This window comes from Mycobacterium sp. 852002-40037_SCH5390672 (genome assembly GCF_001665875.1).
GTDB lineage: Bacteria > Actinomycetota > Actinomycetes > Mycobacteriales > Mycobacteriaceae > Mycobacterium.
The window spans coordinates 99,065-122,379 of record NZ_LZTA01000108.1 but is presented as its reverse complement, the minus strand read 5'-3'; the positions used below and the strand labels follow the sequence as shown (position 1 = coordinate 122,379).

Below are 23,315 nucleotides of genomic sequence, written 5' to 3'. Positions count from 1 at the left end.
GACGCGAAAGTCGCTGCCCCGGCGCAGGTATCGATGCAGACCCGATGGCGCGGGTTTATCACCGCGTGACCGACGCGCCTCGCACGATCTGTTCGGAGCCGCTACAGCCCCAACAGCTTTTCGGCGTTGCGGTGGCTGATGCGGGCCCGCTCGTCGTCGCTCAGCGGCAAGCTGTCGAGGAAGGCGCGGGCGGCGATCATCGACCCGAAGGGATAGTCGGCGGAGAAGGCCACGCGGTCGATGCCTACCTGTGCGACCAGGTTCGCGTACGTCGCGTGGTCGTTGAAGTTGGCGAACGTGTAGTGAAAGTTCTCCCGAAGGTAGGAGCTGACGGGGCGTTGCAGACCGGTCAGTTCCGGTGTCAGCGTGGCGTCGAAGCGCGGCAGCATGAACGACGTCGCCTCACCCATGTGCCCGATGATCATCTGCAACGAGGGGTGCCGGTCGAACACGCCGCCGAGGATCATGCGCAGCACGTGGGTGGCGGTGTTGATGTGCCACCCCCAGCCCACCGTGGCCAGCGCGAAGGTGACGGGCTCGGCGAAGCCGGCGTAGCTGGATTCGATGACGCCCGCCGGCGGGATGGTCGGATGCAGGTAGATCGGCGCCTGCAGGGCGGCCGCACGGTCCAGGACGGGCTCGAAGAACGCGTCGTCCAGGTAGCGGCCGCGGCTGTGGCCGTTGATCACCGCGCCGGGAAACCCGAGCTGGCGCACGGCCCGTTCGAGTTCCTCGGCCGCGTCGTCGGGGGCGCTGATGGGAACGGTGGCAAAGCCCGCCAGGCGGTCCGGGTATCGCTGCACCGCCGCCGCCAGCTGGTCGTTGCAATCACGGGCCAGCCGAACCGCCTCGTCTGGATCCAGCTGCTCCACCCCGGGCGCCGCCAGCGACAGCACGGCGAGGTCCACCCCGGCCTCGTCCATCGCGGCGATGCGGCCGTCGCCCAGGTCGCCGGCCGGTTCCACGATGCCGGGCCGTGACGCCAGCCAGGTGCCCGGGCCACGCAGGAATCCTGTTGTGGCGTAATGCTCTTCGAGGGCGATGACACGCATCTGAGCTATCCTTCGAGGACTCGGGCGGCCGCGCTCCAGTAGGGCAGCTCGTCGCGGTCGGCGGCCAGGCGGATGGTTTTGGTGTAGCCGTATTCGGCCAGCGTCTCCTGGGCGTGCTCGCGGCCGAATCCGCTGTGGTCCACCCCGCCGAATCCACTGCCGATGGCCACCCGGGCGTAGTTGTTGACGAAGACGGCCCCGGCCCGGATCTGCCGGCTCACCCGCAGCGCCCGGTCGCTGTCGGCGGTGAACACCGCGGCGACCAGTCCGTACTGCGTGCCGTTGGCGATGCGCACCGCCTCGGCCTCATCGGTGAACCGGATCAGGACGACCACCGGCCCGAAGATCTCTTCCTGGGCCACCCGCATGCCCGGTGTGACGCCGCTCAGCACGGTCGGTGCGACGTAGAAGCCGTCCGCGAGCCGGGGATCCTGCGGAAGCGGCGCCTGGGCGGCGATGCGGGCGCCTTCGCCCACGCCGATGTCGAGATAGTCCACAACCTGCCGCTGCTGTGCCCGGGTGACCAGCGGGCCCACGTCGGTGGCGGGGTCGGCGCCGTCGCCCACCCGTAGCCGGCGCACCGCGGCGCACAGCTTCTCTTCGAACTGCGTATAGATGCTGTCCTGCACCAGGATTCGCGACGACGCGGTACACGCCTCACCCTGGTTGAAGAAGCCGCCGTCGACGGCGGCCAACAGCGCCTCGTGCAGGTTGGCGTCGTCGAACACCAGCAGCGGGTTCTTGCCGCCCAACTCCATCAGCGCCGGCGTCAGGTTGGCGGCCGCGGTCCGCAGCACGGCCGACCCGGTGCGCGGCGATCCGGTGAAGGAGACCTTGCCCACCAGGCGATGTCCGGCCAGCGCGGCGCCCACCTCGCCGCCGCCCGCCACGGCATGCACCACCGGGTCGGGCAGCACCGACTGGATCAGTTCGACCAGTCGCAGCACCACCGACGGCGTCTGCTCCGGGGGTTTGAGGACGACGGCGTTGCCCACGGCCAGCGCGGGCGCGATCTTCCCGGCGGTGTGGATGGGCGGCCAGTTGAAGGGCACGATGCCGGCGATCACGCCGTACGGCTCCAGCGTGGTCACGTCGAAAACCGGGCCGTAGTCGCGCGCCTGGCTCGGCAGCACCTCGACCATGGCGCCGAAGTATTCGAAGATCCCGATCGCGGCTTCCACGTCGAAATTGCGCGCCTGGGTAATCGGCTTGCCCATCTCGCGCGACTCGAGGGCGGCGATCTCGTCGGCGTGCGCCCGGATGACGTCGGCGATCTGCCGCAGGTAGCGGCCACGCTGGCGGGCGGGGCGCCGCTTCCAGTTCAGGTGCGCGGCGTGCGCCGCCCGCACGGCCTGGTCCACCTCGGCGGTCCCGGCCCCCTGAACGACGGTGACGATCCGGCCGGTGGCGGGGTTCTCCACGACGAACCGGTCGTCGGTGGACGCCGACGACCAGGGCGTGCTGATGGTGGTGGGGGTTTGCTGATCCATGGGCATGGTCACGGTATGCCCGGCGCAGTGATCAGCGCCAACGATATCTTCTGATGATCGCCATCACTATCAGTGATAATCGCTGGTATGGAGCTACGCCATCTCGAGTACTTCCTGGCCGTCGCGGACAGTCGCAGCTTCACCGGGGCGGCCCAGCGACTGCACGTCGTGCAGTCCGGGGTGTCGGCCACGATCAAGGCGCTCGAGCGCGAACTGGGCACCGAGTTGTTCATCCGAGGCCCGGCCGGCGTGGCGCTGAGCCCCGCCGGAGAAGCGCTGCGACCGCACGCCCGGACCACCCTCGACGCCGTCCGCGCGGCCAAGGACGCGGTGGGCGCCGCCCGGGGCACCGTCCGCGGCACCGTCACGGTGGGGACGTTGACGTCGGTCAGCGTCATCGACGTACCGACAGTGCTGGCCGAACTGCGGGCCCGTCATCCAGAAGTCGTGGTGCATCTGCGCGCGGCCAGCGCCGGGTCGGCGGGTCTGGCCGACCAACTGCGCGACGGGGATCTCGATGTCGCCTTCCTGGTTTTCACCGGACCGCCCCCGGCTGACCTGCACGCCCGGCTGGTCGCCTCGGTTCCCCTGCGGCTGGTCGTCCCCACGGATCACCCATTGGCCCGGCGCACGGCGGTTTCCCTGGGCGAGCTGGCGGGCATGTCCTTCGTCGACGGGCCGCCGGGATACGGCAATCGCGCCGTGGTTGACAACGCGTTCGCCGCCGCGGGTGTCGAGCGCACGGTCGCGGTGGAGGTCGCCGACATCGGCACGGCGGCGATCTGTATCCGCAAGGGGCTGGGAATCGGTTTTCTGAGCTGGTCCATCCTCGAGGGCATCGACAGCTCGGGCTTGGTCAGCGTCCCGATCACCGGGCATGACCTGCAGTGGCGGCTCTACGTCGCGACCTCGGCGACGCGGCGGCCCAGCGCGGCCACCCGTGCGCTGCTCGCGCTGATAGAAGAAGTCGCCGGCGACGCCACGAATATTTCGGCACCCCGGGAACAAGGCGGGACCAACCGCCGTTAACATGAACGATAAGTTGAGCGAACCACACTCAATACTGGGTTGACAGCCCACCGCCCGCAGGGGCAGGCTTGAGCGGGGTTCACTCAGCATAGTGGCACCAAACAGGCTCTACATATTCAGGAGGAATCACTATGGCTCGTGCGGTCGGTATCGACCTCGGGACCACCAACTCCGTCGTCGCGGTTCTCGAGGGCGGTGACCCAGTCGTCGTCGCCAACTCCGAGGGCTCGCGGACCACGCCGTCCATCGTCGCCTTCGCGCGCAACGGAGAGGTGCTCGTCGGCCAGCCCGCCAAGAACCAGGCGGTCACCAACGTCGACCGCACCATCCGTTCGGTGAAGCGGCACATGGGCACCGACTGGTCCATCGAGATCGACGACAAGAAATACACCGCTCAGGAGATCAGCGCCCGCGTGCTGATGAAACTGAAGCGCGACGCCGAGGCGTATCTGGGCGAGGACGTCACCGACGCGGTCGTCACCGTGCCGGCGTACTTCAACGACGCCCAGCGTCAGGCGACCAAGGAAGCCGGCCAGATCGCCGGCTTGAACGTGCTGCGCATCGTCAACGAGCCGACCGCGGCAGCGCTGGCCTACGGCCTGGACAAGGGCGAGAAGGAACAGACCATCCTGGTCTTCGACCTCGGTGGCGGTACGTTCGACGTCTCGCTGCTCGAGATCGGCGAGGGTGTGGTCGAGGTCCGCGCCACCAGTGGTGACAACCACCTCGGTGGGGACGACTGGGATGACCGCGTCGTCGAGTGGCTGGTCGACAAGTTCAAGGGCACCAGCGGAATCGACCTGACCAAGGACAAGATGGCGATGCAGCGGCTGCGTGAGGCCGCGGAGAAGGCCAAGATCGAGCTCTCGAGTTCGCAGAGCACCTCGATCAACCTGCCTTACATCACCGTCGACGCGGACAAGAACCCGCTGTTCCTCGACGAGCAGCTGACCCGCGCCGAATTCCAGCGCATCACACAGGATCTGCTGGACCGCACCCGCAAGCCCTTCCAGTCCGTGATCAAGGACGCCGGTATCTCGGTCTCCGAGATCGACCACGTGGTCCTGGTGGGTGGTTCCACCCGGATGCCCGCGGTGTCGGAACTGGTCAAGGAGATGACCGGTGGCAAGGAGCCCAACAAGGGCGTCAACCCGGACGAGGTGGTGGCCGTTGGCGCGGCGCTGCAGGCGGGTGTCCTCAAGGGTGAGGTGAAAGATGTTCTGCTGCTTGATGTTACGCCGCTGAGCTTGGGCATTGAGACCAAGGGTGGCGTGATGACCAAGCTCATCGAACGCAACACCACGATCCCCACCAAGCGGTCGGAGACCTTCACCACTGCCGACGACAATCAGCCGTCGGTGCAGATCCAGGTCTATCAGGGTGAGCGCGAAATCGCTTCGCACAACAAGCTGCTCGGTTCTTTCGAGCTGACCGGCATCCCGCCGGCTCCGCGCGGCGTCCCGCAGATCGAGGTCACTTTCGACATCGACGCCAACGGCATCGTGCACGTCACGGCCAAGGACAAGGGCACCGGCAAGGAGAACACGATCAAAATCCAGGAGGGCTCCGGCCTGTCCAAGGAGGAGATCGACCGGATGATCAAGGACGCCGAGGCGCACGCCGAGGAGGACCGTCAGCGTCGTGAAGAGGCCGACGTCCGCAACCAGGCCGAATCGCTGGTCTACCAGACGGAGAAGTTCGTCAAGGAGCAGCGCGAAGCCGAGGGCGGCTCGAAGGTTCCCGAGGACACGCTGTCCAAGGTCGACACCGCGATCGCCGAGGCCAAGACGGCCTTGGGCGGCACCGACATCGCCGCGATCAAGGCGGCGATGGAGAAGCTGGGCCAGGAGTCCCAGGCGCTCGGACAGGCGATCTACGAGGCCACCCAGGCCGCCGGCGAGCAGGCCGGTGGCGGCGCGGCCGGCGGCACGTCTGCGTCAGCGGGCTCCGCTGACGACGTCGTGGACGCGGAGGTGGTCGACGATGACCGGGAGTCCAAGTGACGGAAAGCAATCCACAGGAACAGGTGACAGTCACCGACAAGCGGCGAATCGATCCTGAGACCGGTGAAGTGCGGCAGGTCCCTCCCGGCGACACGCCGGGAGGGGCGCCGGCCGACGAGACGGCGGGCCAGGCCGAGGGCAAAGTCGCCGAGCTCACCGCCGATCTGCAACGGGTGCAGGCCGACTTCGCCAACTATCGCAAGCGGGCGCTGCGCGACCAGCAGGCCGCGGCGGACCGGGCCAAGGCCGCCGTCGTCAACCAATTGCTGGGCGTGCTGGACGATCTCGATCGGGCCCGCAAGCACGGCGATCTGGAGTCCGGACCGCTGAAGTCGGTGGCCGACAAGCTGGAAGGCGCGCTGACCGGCCTCGGCCTGACCGCATTCGGTGAGGAGGGCGAGGACTTCGACCCGGTGCTGCACGAAGCCGTCCAGCACGAAGGCGATGGGTCCCGGCCGGTGATAGGCACTGTCATGCGGCAGGGCTACAAGTTGGGCGACCAGGTGCTGCGCCACGCCCTGGTTGGCGTCGTCGACACGGTCGTCGACGAGGGCGATGCAGCGGTCGCTGCCGGCGAGTCCACCGCGGCGACTGGGGACACCGAGCCGGCCGAATCGGACGATAACGCCAGCGCATCCGGTGACTAGACCACACAATCAGCACATTGGAAGAGAGACCAAAAGAAAGTGGTGAGGGGGTGACGCGACATGGCCCAGCGTGAATGGGTCGAAAAGGACTTCTACAAGGAGCTGGGCGTCTCCTCTGACGCCAGTCCCGAAGAGATCAAACGCGCCTATCGCAAGTTGGCGCGCGATCTGCACCCCGACGCCAACCCCGACAACCCCGCCGCCGGCGAACGATTCAAGGCGGTCTCGGAAGCGCACAACGTTTTGTCGGATCCGGCCAAGCGCAAGGAATACGACGAAACCCGAAGGCTGTTCGCCGGCGGTGGGTTTGGCGGGCGCCGGTTCGACACCGGCGGGTTCGGGGGCTTCAACGTCGGCGGTGACGGTGCCGAGTTCAATCTCAACGATCTGTTCGATGCCGCCGGCCGAAGTGGCGGCACCAACATCGGCGACTTGTTCGGTGGCTTGTTCGGGCGCGGTTCGGCTGCGCGTCCCAGCCGGCCGCGACGCGGCAACGACCTCGAGACCGAAACCCAGCTGGATTTCGTCGAGGCCGCCAAGGGCGTGGCGATGCCGCTGCGGCTGACCAGCCCGGCGCCGTGCACCAACTGCCATGGCAGCGGCGCGCGGCCGGGCACCAGCCCGAAGGTGTGTCCCACCTGCAACGGTTCCGGCGTGATCAACCGCAACCAGGGTGCGTTCGGTTTCTCCGAACCCTGCACCGATTGCCGGGGCAGCGGCTCGATCATCGAGCACCCCTGCGACGAGTGCAAGGGCACCGGCGTCACCACCCGTACCCGCACCATCAACGTGCGGATTCCACCGGGCGTCGAGGACGGACAGCGTATCCGGCTGCCCGGCCAGGGCGAGGCGGGGTTGCGCGGTGCGCCGTCGGGTGACCTGTATGTGACGGTGCACGTGCGGCCGGACAAGGTGTTCGGGCGCGACGGTGACGACCTCACCGTGACCGTTCCGGTCAGCTTCACCGAATTGGCCTTGGGCTCAACGATTTCGGTGCCCACGCTGGATGGCAAGGTCGGTGTCCGGGTGCCCAAGGGCACCGCGGACGGCCGCATCCTGCGGGTGCGCGGCCGGGGCGTGCCCAAACGCAGCGGCGGCAACGGGGACTTGCTGGTGACCGTAAAGGTCGCCGTCCCACCCAATGTGGAGGGCGCCGCTCAGGAGGCGCTGGAAGCGTACGCCGCCGCCGAGCGTTCCAGCGGCTTTGACCCCCGGGCGGGATGGGCAGGTAATCGCTGATGGCCAAGGGCTCGAGCAATTCAAGGAATAACGATGCCCGAACCTTTTTGATCTCGGTGGCCGCCGAACTGGCGGGCATGCACGCCCAAACATTGCGCACCTATGACCGTCTCGGTTTGGTCAGCCCGCGCCGGACTTCCGGTGGGGGACGCCGGTATTCGGAGCACGACGTCGACTTGCTGCGCGAGGTGCAACGGCTCTCGCAGGACGAGGGGGTTAACCTTGCCGGTATCAAGCGCATCATCGAGCTGACCAATCAGGTCGAAGCGCTGCAGGCTCGGGTCAAGGAATTGACCGAGGAGCTGGCGCAGACGCGGGCCAGCCAGCGCCGTGATGTGGCGGTGGTGCCCAAGAGCACTGCGCTGGTGGTGTGGCAGCCGCGTCGAGGCCGTTAGGGCCCCCGGTTGGATTCGCGCCCAACCCTTTTCAGGGCTCCGGGCTCCAGGAAGTCATGGTTGATCGTCAAAAGCGCTAGCGCATCCGCTAGCGCTTTTCGATTTCATCGGTCACCTGGTGACGGCGACACAAGTGGTTCCTGGGGCCACCACGATCAGACCCGGATGGAGAACTGTGTCACCGCCGGTTCGTCCGGCCGTGCGCAGCGGTAGCCGCCCCGGCGCAGCGCGTCGGTCGGTGCGGTCATCGGCTCGAAGCACACGATCGTCTTCGTGGGGTCATCGGCCGGCGGCGCGAAGATCTGTGCCGCCGGGTAGCCGCGCTCGAAATGCACCTCGATGCGGCGTCCGCCGCCGGACACCGCGAACACCGCGCCATCGGCCACCTGGTCGAAGGCATCATCGAAAGCCTTGTCGCGCAACGCCTCTTCTCGCGCCGGCTGCGGCTCGGACTCGCCGGTGGGCAGCCCCGTGCCGTCGAGGCCCAGATGCCGCAACGGCGGTGTCTCGATGACCCAGTCGGCCCGGGGCGCGTCGGGCAGTTGCAGGTAGGGATGAAACCCGAAGCACAGCGGCACCGCCCGGTCACCGGTCGCGGTGACCGTGGTTCGGACCGTCAGCGCCCGACCGGCCAGCCGCACTGCCACCGTCAGCACATGCGGATAAGGAAAGCTCGCCAGCAATCGGGGATCGGCACCGAAATCGAGTTCGGCGGTCAGCTCGCCGGCGGTCTCGGCCGTCATCCGCCACCCGGGGTAGGCGGCCAGGACGCCGTGGATGGGTAGCCCGTGGGGGTCGGCGCGCACACCGTTTTCTCCCGGCGTCAAGGTCACCGTGATGTCCTGCGCGGTATAGCGGTTCCCGCCCAAGCGATTTGCCCATGGATACAGGATCGGGATCCCCATGGTCTTGCCGTCCGAGATGTAGGCGTCCAGGCCGCGGCGCTGGCCCAGCAGCTCCACACCGTCGTCGCGCAGCGACGTGCCGATCATCCCCGCCTCGGGGACGAACTGCGCAACCACCGGTGACGAAGGATCGCGCAGGGTGACGACGTGCATGGTTACCTCCATAGCGGGTCATGCTGAATGCGTTCGGGCGGAGCCCCTTTGGCTATCAGGGCGGCCTTGGTGGCGGTGACCATCGCCGGCCCGCCGCAGACCAGGATCTGCCGGTCGCCCCAGCCGCCGTACTTGGTCACCACGTCGGGCAGGCGACCGATCTGGTGCACGTGCAGGCCCCGCGGCGGCGTGACGTCGGGATAGTCGGCGGCCCACGACGGGTCGCTGTTGTACTCCGAGACGGGGGAAACCGACAGCCACGGATTGTGCGAAGCGACCTGCCACAAGGTCGGCAGATCGTAGAGTTCGCAGCGGTAACGGGCGCCGAAGAAGAGATGGATCCGCGGGTTCACCGCGTACCGGGACAGATCCATGATCAGCGACCGCAGCGGCGCCAGGCCTGTACTGCCGGCAACCATCAGCACGTCGCCCCCCTCGCGGTCGACCCGCAGGCCGCCGTGCGGGCTCGACAGCCGCCACCGGTCACCGGTGCGGGTTTCGTCGACGATCGCGGTGCTGACCAAGCCGCCGGGGACCAGGCGGACGTGGAATTCGATCCCGCCCCCCGGGTCGGCCGGGATGGCGGGACTCAGGTACCGCCAACGGTGCGGGCACTGGGGCACGTGCACGTTGACGTATTGGCCCGGGTGGTAGGGCATCGGCTGATCGAGCTGCAGCCGGACGACCGCCAGATCCCGGGACACGCGCATGTGCTCGATGACGGTGGCGTCCCACCAGGCGGGTCCCCCGTCTGCGTCCGCGGCGCCGCTCATCACCCCGGTGATCAGGTTCAGCGACTGCCTGGCCGCCTCGTCGACGCCATCGGTCCAGGCCTCGCCCAAGTGCGCGCGCAGCGCCGTCAGCAACGCGCGGCCCAGGGTCTCGTAGTGCTGCGGCAGCACACCGTATTTGCGATGGTCGCGGCCGAGTTGGGCCAGAAACGCCACCGGCTCCTGCGCGCGCCGCGCGACCAGCTCGCCGTACACCCAATGCAACGCGTGGCCGAATGCGATCCGCTGCGCGCCCAGTTCGGGCGGGAACAGATCGCGCACGGAGCCGTCGAGGGCGAACCACTGGGTGTAGAAGCGATGGACGAGTTCACCGGAATCACCGGCCGAACCCGAGCCGTCGGGCGCGAAGGCATCGCGCAGCACCCGCAATGCGTCGACATCCTCCAGGCTCACGGGCCCCGATTCTAGGCTCGGCCGCCGGCGACTCAGCCCTGTCGGACGATGTTGGCCGTTCCGACGTTGGCGATCTTGGGTGAACCCCAGTGATAGAGAACGAGATTGCCGCTCCCCGAGGCGCTCAGGGCGTCGGTGCTGTCGACCGCGACGTGATTGCCGCTGCCGGAGACGCTGACGCTGGTGCAGTGCCCGGTCAGGGTGATGGTGTTCTTCTTCCCGCTCACCGACAGATAGCCGGCGTGACAGGGGATCGTCCTTGTCATACCGGTCCCGCTGACCTGCAGCGTCCCGGCTTCCGGTACCGCGGCCGACGGGCTGCCCTGGTCAGTGAAGCCGATGAAGTCGGTACGGAACCCGGTAGCCGCCAGCCCGGCCAGCGTCAGCCAGCCGAGCACGATGACCAGCCAGCACGCCATTCCCATGCGCAGCCGTGGCCGCAACGCGCCCACCCAGTTACCCGTCGCGTCGCGGTCGAGGTCGTAGGCGAACGACGTCACGCAGCGTGCCCGCGCGGGATGGCGTTCGTCGGCCAGGATCACCCCGTCGACGTATTCACGCCCGCGCACCACCAGGTCGCCCCGGCGACCATCGAGCGTGTAGTGAACCTTCGTCGTGGTGTTCTTACCGCTGAAGCGGCCGCGGGTGACGGTCCATCGGTGCGCCACCGGCAGATAGACGTTGTACCACGTCCTTGCGGTCGAATGCGTTGCGGGGCGCTGGGTTTCGGTGCCGTTGACGGTGGCGACCCGCCCCCACCGCAGTAGCGCGATCCGGGTCCGCGCGTCGCGCAGCTGCACGCCGTAGATCCCGGCCACGGTCAGCACGGCGACCGCGGCGAACACTTTAGGCAGCTGCACCCACAACGCGATCGGTGCCACCCCGACCGCCAGCAGGGTCCAGACGTACCACCAGCGGAACGGAACAAGTTCGGCGAGCCAGAAGGTCACGGGAACGCGGCGCGGCGCCGGGGCGAGCTCGGCGCCGGCCTGATCGGGGTGCTGCATCGTCTGCGTCATCGATACGGGGGTACCCCGTAGGCCAGATTGCCCAAAACTCGATAGAGTTGAGCGGAACAGACTCAACCTTGACGACGTTGAACAAGCGGACAAGCATTTTTGCCAACCTTTTGTACCCGAAACGGAGCTCGTCGTGGACTCTTTCAACCCGACCACCAAGACCCAAGCGGCGCTGACCTCGGCGCTGCAGGCGGCCTCGGCCGCCGGTAACCCCGAGATCCGGCCCGCGCACCTGCTGATGGCCCTGCTGACGCAGGCGGACGGCATCGCCGCGCCGCTGCTGGAGGCCGTCGGCGTCGACCCGGCCACCATTCGCGCGGAGACCGAGCGGGTGCTCGAGCGGCTGCCGCAGGCCAGCGGCGCCAGCTCGCAACCGCAGCTGTCGCGTGAATCGTTGGCCGCCGTCACCACCGCCCAGCAACTGGCCACCGAGATGAACGACGAGTACGTCTCGACCGAGCACCTGCTGGTGGGCCTGGCCACCGGCGACTCCGACGTCGCCAAGCTATTGACCGGCCACGGGGCCTCGCCCCAGGCGTTGCGCGAGGGCTTCGTCAAGGTGCGCGGCAGCGGCCGGGTCACCAGCCCCGAGCCGGAGGCCACCTATCAGGCGCTGGAGAAGTACTCCACCGACCTGACGGGGCTTGCCCGCGAAGGCAAACTCGACCCGGTTATCGGGCGGGACAACGAGATTCGCCGCGTCGTGCAGGTGCTGTCCCGTCGCACCAAGAACAACCCGGTGCTGATCGGCGAACCCGGCGTCGGCAAGACGGCGATCGTGGAGGGCCTGGCCCAGCGCATCGTGGCCGGCGACGTGCCCGAGAGCCTGCGCGACAAGACCGTCATCAGCCTGGACCTGGGATCGATGGTGGCCGGCGCCAAGTACCGCGGCGAGTTCGAGGAACGTCTCAAGGCCGTGCTCGACGACATCAAGAACTCCGCCGGTCAGATCATCACCTTCATCGACGAGCTGCACACCATCGTCGGCGCCGGCGCGACCGGCGAGGGCGCGATGGACGCCGGCAACATGATCAAGCCGATGCTGGCGCGCGGCGAGCTGCGGCTGGTCGGCGCCACCACGCTCGACGAGTACCGCAAGTACATCGAGAAGGACGCCGCGCTGGAACGGCGCTTCCAGCAGGTGCTGGTCGGCGAACCGTCGGTGGAGGACACCGTCGGCATCCTGCGCGGGCTGAAGGACCGTTACGAGGTGCACCACGGGGTGCGCATCACCGACTCGGCGCTGGTGGCCGCGGCCACGCTGTCCGACCGCTACATCACCGCCCGCTTCCTGCCGGACAAGGCCATCGACCTCGTCGACGAGGCCGCCAGCCGGCTGAAGATGGAGATCGACTCCCGGCCCGTCGAGATCGACGAGGTCGAGCGCCTGGTGCGCCGCCTCGAGATCGAGGAGATGGCGCTGGCCAAGGAATCCGACGAGGCGTCCAAGGAGCGGCTGGAGAAGCTGCGCTCCGAGCTGGCCGACCAGAAGGAGAAGCTGGCCGAGCTCACCACCCGCTGGCAGAACGAGAAGAACGCCATCGACGTCGTCCGCGAGCTCAAGGAACAGCTGGACACGTTGCGCGGCGAGTCCGAGCGCGCCGAGCGCGACGGCGACCTGGCCAAGGCCGCCGAGCTGCGCTACGGGCGCATCCCCGAAATCGAGAAGAAACTCGACGCGGCGCTGCCGCAGGCCGAGGCCCGCGAGAACATGATGCTCAAGGAGGAGGTCGGTCCCGACGACATCGCCGAGGTGGTGTCGGCCTGGACCGGAATCCCGGCCGGACGGATGCTCGAGGGCGAGACGGCCAAGCTGCTGCGCATGGAGGACGAGCTGGGTCAGCGCGTCATCGGTCAGAGGAGGGCCGTGACGGCCGTCTCGGACGCCGTGCGGCGTTCCCGGGCCGGCGTCGCCGACCCGAACCGGCCCACCGGCTCGTTCATGTTCCTCGGGCCGACCGGCGTCGGGAAGACCGAGCTGGCCAAGGCGTTGGCGGAATTCCTGTTCGACGACGAACGCGCGATGGTCCGCATCGATATGAGCGAGTACGGCGAGAAGCACTCGGTGGCCCGGCTGGTCGGCGCCCCGCCCGGATACATCGGCTACGACCAGGGCGGTCAGCTGACCGAGGCGGTGCGGCGGCGTCCGTACACGGTGATCCTGTTCGACGAGATCGAAAAGGCTCACCCGGACGTGTTCGACGTGCTGTTGCAGGTGCTCGACGAGGGCCGGCTGACCGACGGGCAGGGCCGCACCGTCGACTTCCGCAACACCATCCTGATCCTGACGTCAAACCTGGGGTCGGGCGGCAGCGAGGAGCAGGTGATGGCCGCGGTGCGCTCGGCGTTCAAGCCGGAGTTCATCAACCGGCTCGACGACGTGATCATCTTCCACGGCCTGGAGCCCGGTGAGCTGGTGCAGATCGTCGACATCCAGTTGGCCCAGCTGCAGAAGCGGCTGGCCCAGCGCCGCCTCACGCTGGAGGTGTCGCTGCCGGCCAAGCAGTGGCTGGCGCAACGCGGATTCGACCCCGTCTACGGCGCGCGGCCGTTGCGTCGGCTGGTGCAGCAGGCCATCGGCGACCAGCTGGCCAAGATGTTGTTGGCCGGTGACGTGCACGACGGCGACACCGTTCCGGTGAACGTCAGCCCCGACGGCGACTCGCTGATCCTGGGCTAGTGGCGATCGCAAGCGCGGCGCAGCCGGGCGAAGCGGGTCGCCACCATTGAGCCTAGTGGCGATCGCAAGCGCGGCGCAGCCGGGCGGAGCGGGTCGCCACCATTGAGCCGAGACTGTAGGGGGACCACCCGGCGTTCCGGCGACACGCAGCTATCGCCAGCTGTGATTGGGTTGTGACCTGGTCGCCTTCTGTGTTCCGGGCCAATAGCAGATACCCTGTTTTGGATGGTCCCCCTCTGGTTCACGCTCTCCGCGCTGTGCTTTGTCGGTGCGGGGGTGTTGCTGTACGTCGACATCGATCGGCGGCGCGGGCGCAGCAGGCGCCGCAAGTCGTGGGCGCGATCGCACGGCTTCGACTACGAGCCGGAATCGACCGACATACTCAAGCGCTGGAAGCGCGGTGTGATGTCGACGGTGGGAGACGTGGCCGCCCAGAACGTGGTGCTGGGCCAGATCCGCGGCGAGGCCGTCTACATCTTCGACCTCGAAGAGGTCGCCACCGTCATCGCGCTGCACCGCAAGGTGGGCACCAACGTCGTGGTGGACCTGCGGCTCAAGGGACTCAAAGAGCCACGGGAGAGCGACATTTGGCTGTTGGGCGCGATCGGTCCGCGAATGGTCTACTCGACCAATCTCGATGCCGCCCGCCGGGCCTGCGACCGCCGCATGGTCACCTTTGCGCACACCGCACCGGACAGCGCCGAGATCATGTGGAACGAGCAGAACTGGACGCTCGTCGCCCTGCCGATCACCAGCACCCGCACCGAGTGGGACGAAGGTCTGCGCACCGTACGCCAGTTCAACGACCTGTTGCGGGTGTTGCCGCCGCTGCCCGAGGAGGCCCCGCAGGAGACCGGGGCGCCGTCGGGCCTGCGCAACGCCTCGCCCAGCCGGCCGTTGGCGCCCGCGGGCCGCGCCGAGCTGCCGCCCCGGCGCGCGCAGCAGGATGTGGCCGGGCTGCTCGGCCCCGATCTTCAGGCGGGTCGCCGCGCCCCCGAGCCGCTGCGCCGGGACCAGCCTCGACCCGAGGGCCGCCCGGAAACCATCCGCCGTCCACCGCCCGCCGGCCGCAACGGCCAGCAGGCCAGCAACTATCAGCGCTGACGGCGGACCGCGGGTAGCCACAGGGCCGGTGCGACCGCCGTCATTAAGATGTCGCTCATGCCTCGCCCCGTAGCCCTGATCACCGGGCCTACGTCCGGAATCGGTGCGGGGTTCGCGCGACGCTACGCCGGCGACGGCTACGACCTGGTTCTGGTCGCCCGCGACGTCGACCGCTTGACCAGGCTGTCGGGCGAATTGCAGGAACACTCCGGCGCCGTCGAGATCCTGCCTGCCGACCTGGCCGATCCCGCCGGCCGTCAGCGGGTCTGTGACCGGCTCGCCGACGGAGGCGTGCGCGTCCTGGTGAACAACGCCGGCTTCGCCACCTCCGGCGACTTCTGGTACAGCGATCCCGCGCTGCTGCAGTCCCAGCTCGACGTCAACGTCACCGCGGTCATGCACCTGACCCGGGCGGCCCTGCCGGCCATGATCGAGTCCGGCGCCGGCACCGTCATCAACCTCGCCAGCGTCGCCGGGCTGGTGCCCGGGCGCGGGTCGACGTACTCGGCGTCCAAGGCGTGGGTGATCTCGTTCAGCGAGGGCCTGGCCGTCGGCCTGCAGGGCACCGGAGTTTCCGTGCACGCCGTGTGCCCGGGCTACGTGCGCACCGAATTTCACGACCGCGCCGGGATCGACATGGCCAAATCGCCGTCGTTCATGTGGCTCGAGGTCGACGACGTGGTCAGCCAGAGCCTGGCCGATATCGCCCGCGGCAAGGTGATCAGCATTCCGGGTCTGCAGTACAAGGCCATCATCGCCGCCGAGCGGCTGATGCCGCGGACCCTGATGCGGGCGGTCACCAAACGAATCGGGAGTGGCCGTGGCCGGACCTGACCTCAAAGAGTTGGCGGAGCTGGTGCGTCGCCTGTCAGTGGTGCACGGACGGGTCACGCTGTCCTCCGGCAAGGAGGCCGATTACTACGTCGACCTGCGCCGGGCCACCCTGCATCACCGCGCCTCGGCGTTGATCGGCGCGCTGATGCGCGAATTGACCAGCGACTGGGACTACGCCGTGGTCGGCGGCCTGACATTGGGCGCCGACCCGGTGGCCACCGCCGTCATGCACGCGTCGGGCCGCCCGATCGACGCCTTCGTCGTGCGTAAGTCTGCGAAAACCCATGGGCTGCAACGTCTTATCGAAGGTTCGGAGGTTTCCGGTAAGCGGGTGCTGGTGGTCGAGGACACCAGCACCACCGGCAACTCGGCGCTCACGGCGGTACGTGCCGTCCAGCAGGCCGGCGGCGACGTGGTGGGGGTGGCGACCGTGGTGGACCGCGCCACCGGCGCCGCCGAGGCCATCGAGGCCGAGGGGCTGCCCTACCGAAGTGTGCTCGGGCTCGCCGATCTGGGGCTGAGCTAGTTGCAGGTGGTTTTGCATTGGCACCAGTTGTCACATATGCCGCAAGAGTCCCCGGCGCGGGCGATGTTCGTGGTGCCCGCCTCACCGCGACAAGAACCTCACACCGCGAGGACGGCCGAGTTGTCGCTCGAAGGCGGGCAATTCGTCCATCCCTTCCGGCAGGGACTGCTGTGCCGCGTGGGACGGACGCGGCAGGGGCACCTCGGCTTGACCTCGAGCCGCTGAATCATGCGTACCGTCCTTGCGATAGTCGCTTGCGTGGTGGCCTGCCTAGCCGGCTGCTCGTCCTCGAGCCCACCCGTGCGTCCCTACGGTGCCCAGGGCGCGCGGCTCGGCGAGTCGCTGGCCTTGCTCGGTTGGAACATGTCGGTGTCGAACCTGCGCTGGGACGGCGACTACGTGCTGGTCGACGTCGACGCGAGCCCGGCCTCGGCCAAGGACCCGCACGCCAAGCCCGAGGACATCCGCTTCGGGCTCTACGGCGCGCTGGCCCACCCCATGGAGGTCGCCGGCCTGGGCAGCTGCGACAACGCGAAGACCGGCGTGCGTGACGTCCCCGCGCCGCTGTCGGCACCGCGCGACCGGCTCACCGGCACGATTTGCCTTGGACCGCTGAAGGATCGGAGCCAGGTGCGCGGTATCTACGGCTACTCGCCGCGCGACCGGATCCCGGACAGTTCGTCGGCCTATCCGGTCGCCTTCCCGGTGGGCCTGTTGCCGACCAACGCCAACGACAGCGGCGGCTTGGCGGTCAAGACCGCCAGCCTGTCGGCGTGGCGGGCCGACGGCACCCCGGTGACCAAGATGCAGCTGGGTGATCCCGGGGCGTTCACCGGCAACGGCTACATGCTGCTGGGGCTGGAGGCCACCGCCATCGCGGCCCGCTACCGCGACGAGTCCGTCAAGCGCGGCGGCCCGATGATGCTGCTGGCGTCGCCGACGCTGCCCGCCCCGGGACTGAACCCGGCCTGCGCGACGTACGGGTCGTCGGTGCTGATCCTGCCGGATGCGTCATTGGACGCGGTGCACGTCAACGCCTCGCTGTGCACCCAGGGCGAGATCAACGACGCGTTGCTGTACGCGACGCTGGCCATCGACGGCACGCACGCCGGTGTGTGGACGCAGCGATGAGCGGACCCGGGCCCACCGAATGGGCGGCGACACCGCCCGCCGGGGTCGGTCCATGGCGGGGCGAGACGCCCGACGACCCGCGGTATGACCCAGTTCTGTTGCGGGAGGGCGACGCTCGCAATGTCGTCGACGCCTACCGGTACTGGACCCGGGAAGCGATCATCGCCGACATCGACCGGCGTCGGCATCCTCTGCACGTGGCGATCGAGAACTTCGGTCACGACGCCAACATCGGTTCGGTGGTGCGCACCGCCAACGCCTTCGCGGTGCACACCGTGCACATCGTGGGGCGGCGGCGGTGGAATCGCCGCGGCGCCATGGTGACCGACCGCTATCAGCGGTTGTGCCACCACGACAGCACCGCCGAACTGCTGGACTTCGCCGCGGACGCCGGTCTGACGGTGGTCGCCGTGGACAACGTCCCCGGCGCGGCGCGGCTGGAGGAGGCCGCGCTGCCGCGCGAGTGCCTGCTGGTGTTCGGCCAGGAGGGACCCGGCATCACCGACGACACCCGAAGCGGCGCGAGGATGACGGTGTCCATCGCCCAGTTCGGCTCCACGCGCAGCATCAACGCCGGCGTCGCCGCCGGGATCGCCATGCACACCTGGGTCGAGCAGCACGCCGACCTGTCCCGCGCCTGGTGAGCCTTCACCCTGAAGGCCCCACCCGCACACTCAACCGCGTGGGGCAGGATCGACAGGATGGATCAGCTCTGGGTCAACCGCGCGGCGAGCTGCGAAGCCGCTGTCACACAACGACACCTGAAGCGGTTGTGGGGACTGCCCGCAACTCAGCTGGGGGTGGTGGCCTGGCCGGCGACGCGGCGCGACCGCTGGTTCGGCACCTGGCACTACTGGTGGCAGGCACATCTGCTGGATTGTCTCCTGGACGCCCAGCAACGCGATCCGCAGCCGCACCGGCATACCGAGATCAACCGGCAGGTCCGCTCGCACCGGCTACGCAACAACTTCTCGTGGATCAACAACTACTACGACGACATGGCCTGGCTGGCGCTGGCGCTTGAACGTGCCGCCCGGATCGCCGGCGTCGAGCGCCGGCGCGCATTGCCCAAGCTCGCAAGCCAATTCGTCAATGCATGGGTGCCCGAGGACGGCGGCGGCATCCCGTGGCGCAAGCAGGACCAGTTCTTCAACGCCCCGGCCAACGGCCCCGCGGGGATCTTCCTCGCGCGCTACGGGGACCACCTCAAACGGGCTGAGCAGATGGGGAATTGGATCGACCAGACGCTGATCGACCCCCAGACGCACCTGGTGTTCGACGGCATCAAAGCCGGCTCGCTGGTGCGCGCCCAGTACACCTACTGCCAGGGTGTGGTGCTCGGGCTGGAGACCGAGCTGGCCGCGCGCACCGCTGTCGAGATCAGGCAGCGCCACGCCGCCCGGGTGCATCGGCTGGTCGCGGCCGTGCACGAACACATGGCGCCGGCGGGTGTGCTGGCCGGCTCCGGCGGCGGGGACGGCGGCCTGTTCGCCGGGGTGACCGCGCGATACCTGGCGCTGGTCGCCACCACCCTGCCGGGGGAGACGGCCGACGACGTGCTGGCCCGCGACACCGCCCGGCAGATCGTGCTGGCCAGCGCGAAGTCGGCCTGGGACAACAGGCAAACGGTGGACGGCCTGCCGGTGTTCGGCCCGTTTTGGGACCGCGACGCCCAGCTGCCCACGGCGGGCGGCAAACAGGCGGAGTTCGTCGAGGGGGCGGTGATGGCTTCCGAGGTGGCCGAACGAGACCTGTCGGTGCAGCTGTCGGGGTGGATGCTCATGGAGGCCGCCTGTAACGTCTCCGCCGAGTCGAAGAACAGGAGCACCCTGTGAGCAACAAGGTCCACCCCGACGCAGAGTCGGCCCTGCACGGCCTGCTGAAGGACGGCATCACCATCGCCGCGGGCGGCTTCGGTCTGTGCGGCATCCCGGAGAAGCTGATCCAGGCTCTGGTCGACAGCGGCATCAAGGACCTCACCATCGTCGGAAACAACGCCGGCGTAGACGATTTCGGCATGGGACTGCTGCTCAAGGGCCGGCAGGTGAAGAAGGTGATCGCCTCCTATGTCGGCGAGAACAAGGAGTTCGAGCGCCAGGTGCTGAGCGGTGAGCTGGATCTGGTGCTGACGCCGCAGGGCACGCTCGCGGAGAAGTTACGCGCCGGCGGGGCGGGCATTCCCGGCTTCTACACCCGCACCGCGTTCGGCACCAACCTCGCCGAAGGCAAGGACACCAGGGTCTTCGACGGCACCGAATACGTTCTGGAAGAAGGCATTCGGGCCGACGTGGCGATCGTCAAGGCATGGAAGGGCGACACCGCCGGCAACCTCGTCTACCGCAAGACGGCGCGCAACTTCAACCCCATGATCGCCACCTGCGGCACGATCACCGTGGCCGAGGTGGAAGAGCTGGTCGAGGTCGGCGAGCTGGACCCCGACCTGATCCACACCCCCGGCATCTACGTGGACCGCATCATCGTGGGCACCGGTTACGAGAAGCGCATCGAGTTCCGCACCACCAGCGGTGGTGCCGCGCTGAAGAACGACAGCCCCATTCGCGAGCGGATGGCCCAGCGCGCCGCCCAGGAATTGCGCGACGGCTACTACGTGAACCTGGGCATCGGCATTCCGACGTTGGTGGCCAACTTCATTCCCGACGGCATCAAGGTCACGCTGCAATCGGAGAACGGCTTGCTCGGCATCGGGGCCTACCCGAGCGAGGACACCGTCGACCCCGACCTCATCAACGCCGGCAAGCAGACCATCACCAGCCTGCCCGGGTCCAGCTTCTTCAGCAGTGCCGATTCCTTCGCGATGATCCGGGGCGGCCACATCGATCTCTCCATCCTGGGGGCCCTGGAGGTCGCGGAGAACGGGGACCTCGCCAACTGGATGGTGCCGGGCAAGATGGTCAAAGGACCTGGCGGCGCAATGGATCTGGTGTCGGGTGTCAAGCGCGTGATCGTGCTGATGGATCACACCGCGAAAGACGGCAGCCCGAAGATTCTCAGCCAATGCACGCTGCCGCTGACCGGCAAGAACGTGGTCGACATGATCATCACCAACCTGTGCGTCTTCGACGTCGAGGCGGGACGGGGACTGACGCTCACCGAATTGCAGCCCGGTGTGACGGTCGAGGAAGTCCGCGCCAAGACCGGCTGCGACTTCAACGTCGCGGTCTGATCCCCCGCCGGAAGCGGCCGGCTACTCGGCTGCCGGCAGCCGCTCGGGCTCCCGGTCGTCGGTGCTCTGCGCGTTCCGTCGTCCCCGATAGCTTCGCCAGGCGGCGATGAACGCCGGCATCAGGGAGATGAGCAGGATGCAAAGCAGGATTTTCTGCAGGTTGTGGTGCACGAACGGCACGTTGCCCAGGAAGTATCCGGCCAGCGTCACACCGCCGCCCCAGAGGGTGCCGCCCACGATGTCGAACCCCAGAAACACGGGATAGCGCATGTAGGACACCCCGGCCACCACCGGGGTGAACGTCCGTATGAACGGCGCGAATCGGGCCAGGACGATCGCCCAGGGCCCGTACTTCTCGAAGAACGCGTGCGACTCGGTCACGTGGTGCTTCTTGAAGAACCGCGAATCTTCCTTCTTGAACAGGGCCGGGCCGATCCGCCGGCCGATGAAATACCCGGTCTGATCGCCCAGTATCGCCACGGTGGCGACGGCGGGGGCCAGCACCCAGATGCTGGCCGGCGGGTTCGGGTGCGCGGCCAGCAATCCGCCGGTGAACAGCAGCGACTCGCCCGGCAGCAGCGGAAACAGCAGCCCGGTCTCGATGAAGACGATGATCAGGATGCCGGGCAGCACCGCGGACCCGAAGACGCCGTTGGCGCCCAACCAATACATCGGGTCGAAGATGTCGGGCAGGGCCGTCACGGCGGTGCTCATGATCCCTCAACATACCGGCTTCCGGGTGAGCTCCTGACCGTCCTGGACGATACTGAGGGCATCCGACCTCTGCAGAGGAGTTCTCATGCCCATCGCCACGCCCGAGGTCTACGCGGAGATGCTGCGACGCGCCAAGGAACACGCGTACGCCTTCCCGGCGATCAACTGCACCTCGTCGGAGACGGTGAACGCGGCCATCAAGGGCTTCGCCGACGCGGGCAGCGACGGGATCATCCAGTTCTCCACCGGGGGTGCGGAATTCGCGTCGGGGCTGGGCGTCAAGGACATGGTGGCCGGCGCGGTGGCGCTGGCCGAGTTCACCCGTTGTGTCGCGGACAGATACCCGGTCAACGTCGCGCTGCACACCGACCATTGCCCCAAGGACAAGCTGGACACCTATGTTCGCCCGCTGCTGGCGATCTCGGCCAAGCGCGTGGCGGCGGGGGAGGATCCGCTGTTCGGGTCGCACATGTGGGACGGCTCGGCCGTCCCGATCGACGAGAACCTCGTCATCGCCAAGGAGCTGCTGAAGGCCGCGGCCGCCGCCAAGATCATCTTGGAGATCGAGATCGGCGTGGTCGGCGGTGAAGAGGACGGTGTGGAGGCCGAGATCAACGACAAGCTGTACACCACCCCGGAGGACTTCGAGAAGACCATCGACGCGCTGGGCCACGGTGAGCACGGCAAGTACCTGTTGGCCGCCACCTTCGGCAACGTGCACGGCGTCTACAAGCCGGGCAACGTCAAGCTGCGTCCGGACATCCTGGACCAGGGCCAGAAGGTGGCGTCGGCCAAGCTCGGGCTGCCCGACGGATCCAAGCCGTTCGACTTCGTGTTCCACGGCGGCTCGGGTTCGCTGAAGTCGGAGATCGAGGAGGCGCTGGGCTACGGCGTGGTGAAGATGAATGTCGACACCGACGCGCAGTACGCGTTCACCCGGCCGATCGCCGGTCACATGTTCGCCAACTACGACGGCGTGCTCAAGGTCGACGGCGAGGTCGGCATCAAGAAGGTCTACGACCCCCGCAGCTACCTCAAGAAGGCCGAGGCGTCGATGGCCGAGCGGGTGGTCCAGGCCTGCACCGACCTGCATTGCGCCGGAAAGTCACTCGGCGCGTGAGGGCACAGGCTAGCCGCTGGCGGACTGGCAGACCTTCCACTGGTCGTCGCGATACTGCAGATCCAGGCTGCGCGTCGAACGCAGCTGCGGGTCGTAGGCCATGAACGTGGTGACGTTCGCCTCGGCGTGCTGGCCGTTGACCACCACCTGATCGATGCTGGCGATCACCGGGTACTGCTTGGCCGCCGACACCCGCCGGTAGGTCTCGCCCCACGCGTGCTCGTCGTAATCGGCGTAGCCGTCGCGGGTGGTGCCGCAGGTGATGGTGCGCAGCGTGGTCAGATCACCCCGCTGGATCGCGACGTCGAAGTTCTCGATGGTGTGCCGAACCTGGTCCTCCTGCGAAACGCTTGCGTGTTTGCCCCGGGTGAGCAGCACCGTGCCCAGGATCGCGATCGCCGCGAGCGCCAGCACGATCACGACCAGCGCCAGTACCCAGCCCCAGTTGATTTGCCGGGAGGTCCGCAGCTTCCCGCCGAGTCGAGGTGGGATCGATTGCGGGACAGCGGGTTTGGCCGGGACGCCGAACTGCGCGGTGCTGTCCTGTCCGGGCGCCGTGGTGAAGACCTCGGTGGCGGGTTCCGGCGTGGTGGCGATGATCGCGGTTTCTTTGGCGTCGAAGCCCGGCGCGGTGAAGCGACGTTCGCGCTGCGGCCCGTCCGGTATTTCTTCGGGCCTGCTCTGCGGGTCGGGCCTGTTGATCACCACGGTCTCGGTCTCGGAGTCGTTGGGGACCATGGGGACGCTCTCGGTGGCGTCTTCTCCGGTTTCGAAGCCGGACTCGGCCCCCCACTCGTCGCTCGGTTCGGTGCGCGAATCGCGTGGGTCGAACCCGGGCCGTTTCGGCGTGCCGCCGCGGTCGGGTTCGGATGGGTTGGGCATGAGTACTACTGTCCTCCCGCTTCG

The 23,315-nt window shown here is 68.1% G+C and carries 21 protein-coding genes; 14 read left to right on the top strand and 7 right to left on the bottom strand.

Going from position 1 to position 23,315, the window contains the following annotated elements:
• Nucleotides 1–101: 101 nt before the first annotated feature.
• Together A5782_RS21075 and A5782_RS21070 are read right to left on the bottom strand one after the other, a co-directional pair.
• The gene (locus A5782_RS21075; protein ID WP_067104022.1) at nucleotides 102–1,052 is read right to left on the bottom strand and encodes an amidohydrolase family protein; all 951 of its coding nucleotides are present in this window, start codon (nucleotides 1,050–1,052) and stop codon (nucleotides 102–104) included.
• 5 nt (nucleotides 1,053–1,057) lie between these two features.
• The gene (locus A5782_RS21070) at nucleotides 1,058–2,542 is read right to left on the bottom strand and encodes an aldehyde dehydrogenase (RefSeq protein WP_067104045.1); all 1,485 of its coding nucleotides are present in this window, start codon (nucleotides 2,540–2,542) and stop codon (nucleotides 1,058–1,060) included.
• Nucleotides 2,543–2,629: 87 nt separating this feature from the next.
• Here A5782_RS21070 and A5782_RS21065 point away from each other — a divergent pair, with 87 nt between their 5' ends.
• The 5 genes from A5782_RS21065 to A5782_RS21045 all read left to right on the top strand — a co-directional run bounded on the left by A5782_RS21065 (nucleotide 2,630) and on the right by A5782_RS21045 (nucleotide 7,855).
• On the top strand, nucleotides 2,630–3,571 hold the full coding sequence (locus tag A5782_RS21065) for a LysR family transcriptional regulator (protein WP_067104021.1): 942 nt from the start codon (nucleotides 2,630–2,632) through the stop codon (nucleotides 3,569–3,571).
• A gap of 131 nt (nucleotides 3,572–3,702) precedes the next feature.
• On the top strand, nucleotides 3,703–5,574 hold the full coding sequence (gene dnaK / locus A5782_RS21060; protein ID WP_067104020.1) for a molecular chaperone DnaK: 1,872 nt from the start codon (nucleotides 3,703–3,705) through the stop codon (nucleotides 5,572–5,574).
• On the top strand, nucleotides 5,571–6,221 hold the full coding sequence (grpE, locus tag A5782_RS21055) for a nucleotide exchange factor GrpE (RefSeq protein ID WP_067104019.1): 651 nt from the start codon (nucleotides 5,571–5,573) through the stop codon (nucleotides 6,219–6,221). The genes dnaK and grpE overlap by 4 nt, the downstream gene beginning before the upstream one ends.
• A 60-nt stretch (nucleotides 6,222–6,281) precedes the next feature.
• Nucleotides 6,282–7,460, top strand: a complete 1,179-nt coding sequence (dnaJ, locus tag A5782_RS21050; RefSeq protein WP_067104018.1) for a molecular chaperone DnaJ — start codon at nucleotides 6,282–6,284, stop codon at nucleotides 7,458–7,460.
• Nucleotides 7,460–7,855, top strand: coding sequence for a heat shock protein transcriptional repressor HspR (locus tag A5782_RS21045; RefSeq protein WP_067104017.1), 396 nt, complete (start codon nucleotides 7,460–7,462; stop codon nucleotides 7,853–7,855). Before dnaJ ends, A5782_RS21045 begins: the two co-directional genes overlap by 1 nt.
• Nucleotides 7,856–8,010: 155 nt before the next feature.
• On the opposite strand, the gene A5782_RS21040 is transcribed toward A5782_RS21045, so the two are convergent.
• From A5782_RS21040 to A5782_RS27340, 3 genes are read right to left on the bottom strand one after another with little or no spacing between them, the layout of a single operon-like run.
• Entirely contained in the window at nucleotides 8,011–8,913 is a 903-nt protein-coding gene (locus A5782_RS21040; RefSeq protein WP_067104016.1) for an aldose 1-epimerase, read from the bottom strand.
• Nucleotides 8,914–8,915: 2 nt separating this feature from the next.
• A complete protein-coding gene (locus A5782_RS21035; RefSeq protein ID WP_067104015.1) occupies nucleotides 8,916–10,097 on the bottom strand; it encodes an FAD-binding oxidoreductase in 1,182 nt (393 codons plus the stop codon).
• A gap of 32 nt (nucleotides 10,098–10,129) precedes the next feature.
• Entirely contained in the window at nucleotides 10,130–10,522 is a 393-nt protein-coding gene (locus A5782_RS27340) for a DUF3060 domain-containing protein (RefSeq protein ID WP_067104044.1), read from the bottom strand.
• A gap of 727 nt (nucleotides 10,523–11,249) precedes the next feature.
• Between A5782_RS27340 and clpB the strand changes: the two genes are divergently transcribed.
• From clpB to A5782_RS27130, 8 genes are all read left to right on the top strand, one after another.
• Nucleotides 11,250–13,796: an ATP-dependent chaperone ClpB gene (gene clpB / locus A5782_RS21025; RefSeq protein ID WP_067104014.1), complete on the top strand. Its 2,547-nt coding sequence runs from the start codon at nucleotides 11,250–11,252 to the stop codon at nucleotides 13,794–13,796.
• Between the two features lie 225 nt (nucleotides 13,797–14,021).
• Complete coding sequence (gene ttfA, locus A5782_RS21020; protein WP_067104013.1) at nucleotides 14,022–14,900, top strand: trehalose monomycolate transport factor TtfA; 879 nt, start codon at nucleotides 14,022–14,024, stop codon at nucleotides 14,898–14,900.
• A gap of 57 nt (nucleotides 14,901–14,957) precedes the next feature.
• The gene (locus A5782_RS21015; protein WP_067104042.1) at nucleotides 14,958–15,734 is read left to right on the top strand and encodes an SDR family oxidoreductase; all 777 of its coding nucleotides are present in this window, start codon (nucleotides 14,958–14,960) and stop codon (nucleotides 15,732–15,734) included.
• Nucleotides 15,721–16,260: an orotate phosphoribosyltransferase gene (gene pyrE, locus A5782_RS21010; protein ID WP_067104043.1), complete on the top strand. Its 540-nt coding sequence runs from the start codon at nucleotides 15,721–15,723 to the stop codon at nucleotides 16,258–16,260. Before A5782_RS21015 ends, pyrE begins: the two co-directional genes overlap by 14 nt.
• A 228-nt stretch (nucleotides 16,261–16,488) precedes the next feature.
• A complete protein-coding gene (locus A5782_RS21005; protein ID WP_067104012.1) occupies nucleotides 16,489–17,391 on the top strand; it encodes a hypothetical protein in 903 nt (300 codons plus the stop codon).
• A complete protein-coding gene (locus A5782_RS21000) occupies nucleotides 17,388–18,035 on the top strand; it encodes an RNA methyltransferase (RefSeq protein WP_067104011.1) in 648 nt (215 codons plus the stop codon). Before A5782_RS21005 ends, A5782_RS21000 begins: the two co-directional genes overlap by 4 nt.
• Before the next feature lie 57 nt (nucleotides 18,036–18,092).
• Nucleotides 18,093–19,226 carry a glycoside hydrolase family 76 protein gene (locus tag A5782_RS20995; RefSeq protein ID WP_067104010.1) on the top strand — a complete coding sequence of 378 codons (1,134 nt, stop codon included), beginning with the start codon at nucleotides 18,093–18,095 and terminating at the stop codon, nucleotides 19,224–19,226.
• Nucleotides 19,223–20,575 (top strand): 3-oxoacid CoA-transferase, encoded by a 1,353-nt coding sequence (locus A5782_RS27130; RefSeq protein ID WP_067104009.1) that lies wholly within the window; start codon nucleotides 19,223–19,225, stop codon nucleotides 20,573–20,575. Before A5782_RS20995 ends, A5782_RS27130 begins: the two co-directional genes overlap by 4 nt.
• Before the next feature lie 21 nt (nucleotides 20,576–20,596).
• On the opposite strand, the gene A5782_RS20985 is transcribed toward A5782_RS27130, so the two are convergent.
• Nucleotides 20,597–21,289 carry a DedA family protein gene (locus A5782_RS20985; protein WP_067104008.1) on the bottom strand — a complete coding sequence of 231 codons (693 nt, stop codon included), beginning with the start codon at nucleotides 21,287–21,289 and terminating at the stop codon, nucleotides 20,597–20,599.
• 85 nt (nucleotides 21,290–21,374) lie between these two features.
• Between A5782_RS20985 and fbaA the strand changes: the two genes are divergently transcribed.
• On the top strand, nucleotides 21,375–22,409 hold the full coding sequence (fbaA, locus tag A5782_RS20980; RefSeq protein WP_067104007.1) for a class II fructose-bisphosphate aldolase: 1,035 nt from the start codon (nucleotides 21,375–21,377) through the stop codon (nucleotides 22,407–22,409).
• 9 nt (nucleotides 22,410–22,418) lie between these two features.
• Here the strand turns inward: fbaA and A5782_RS20975 are convergent, their stop codons facing one another.
• Complete coding sequence (locus A5782_RS20975) at nucleotides 22,419–23,291, bottom strand: hypothetical protein (protein WP_067104006.1); 873 nt, start codon at nucleotides 23,289–23,291, stop codon at nucleotides 22,419–22,421.
• Between the last annotated feature and the right edge of the window lie 24 nt (nucleotides 23,292–23,315).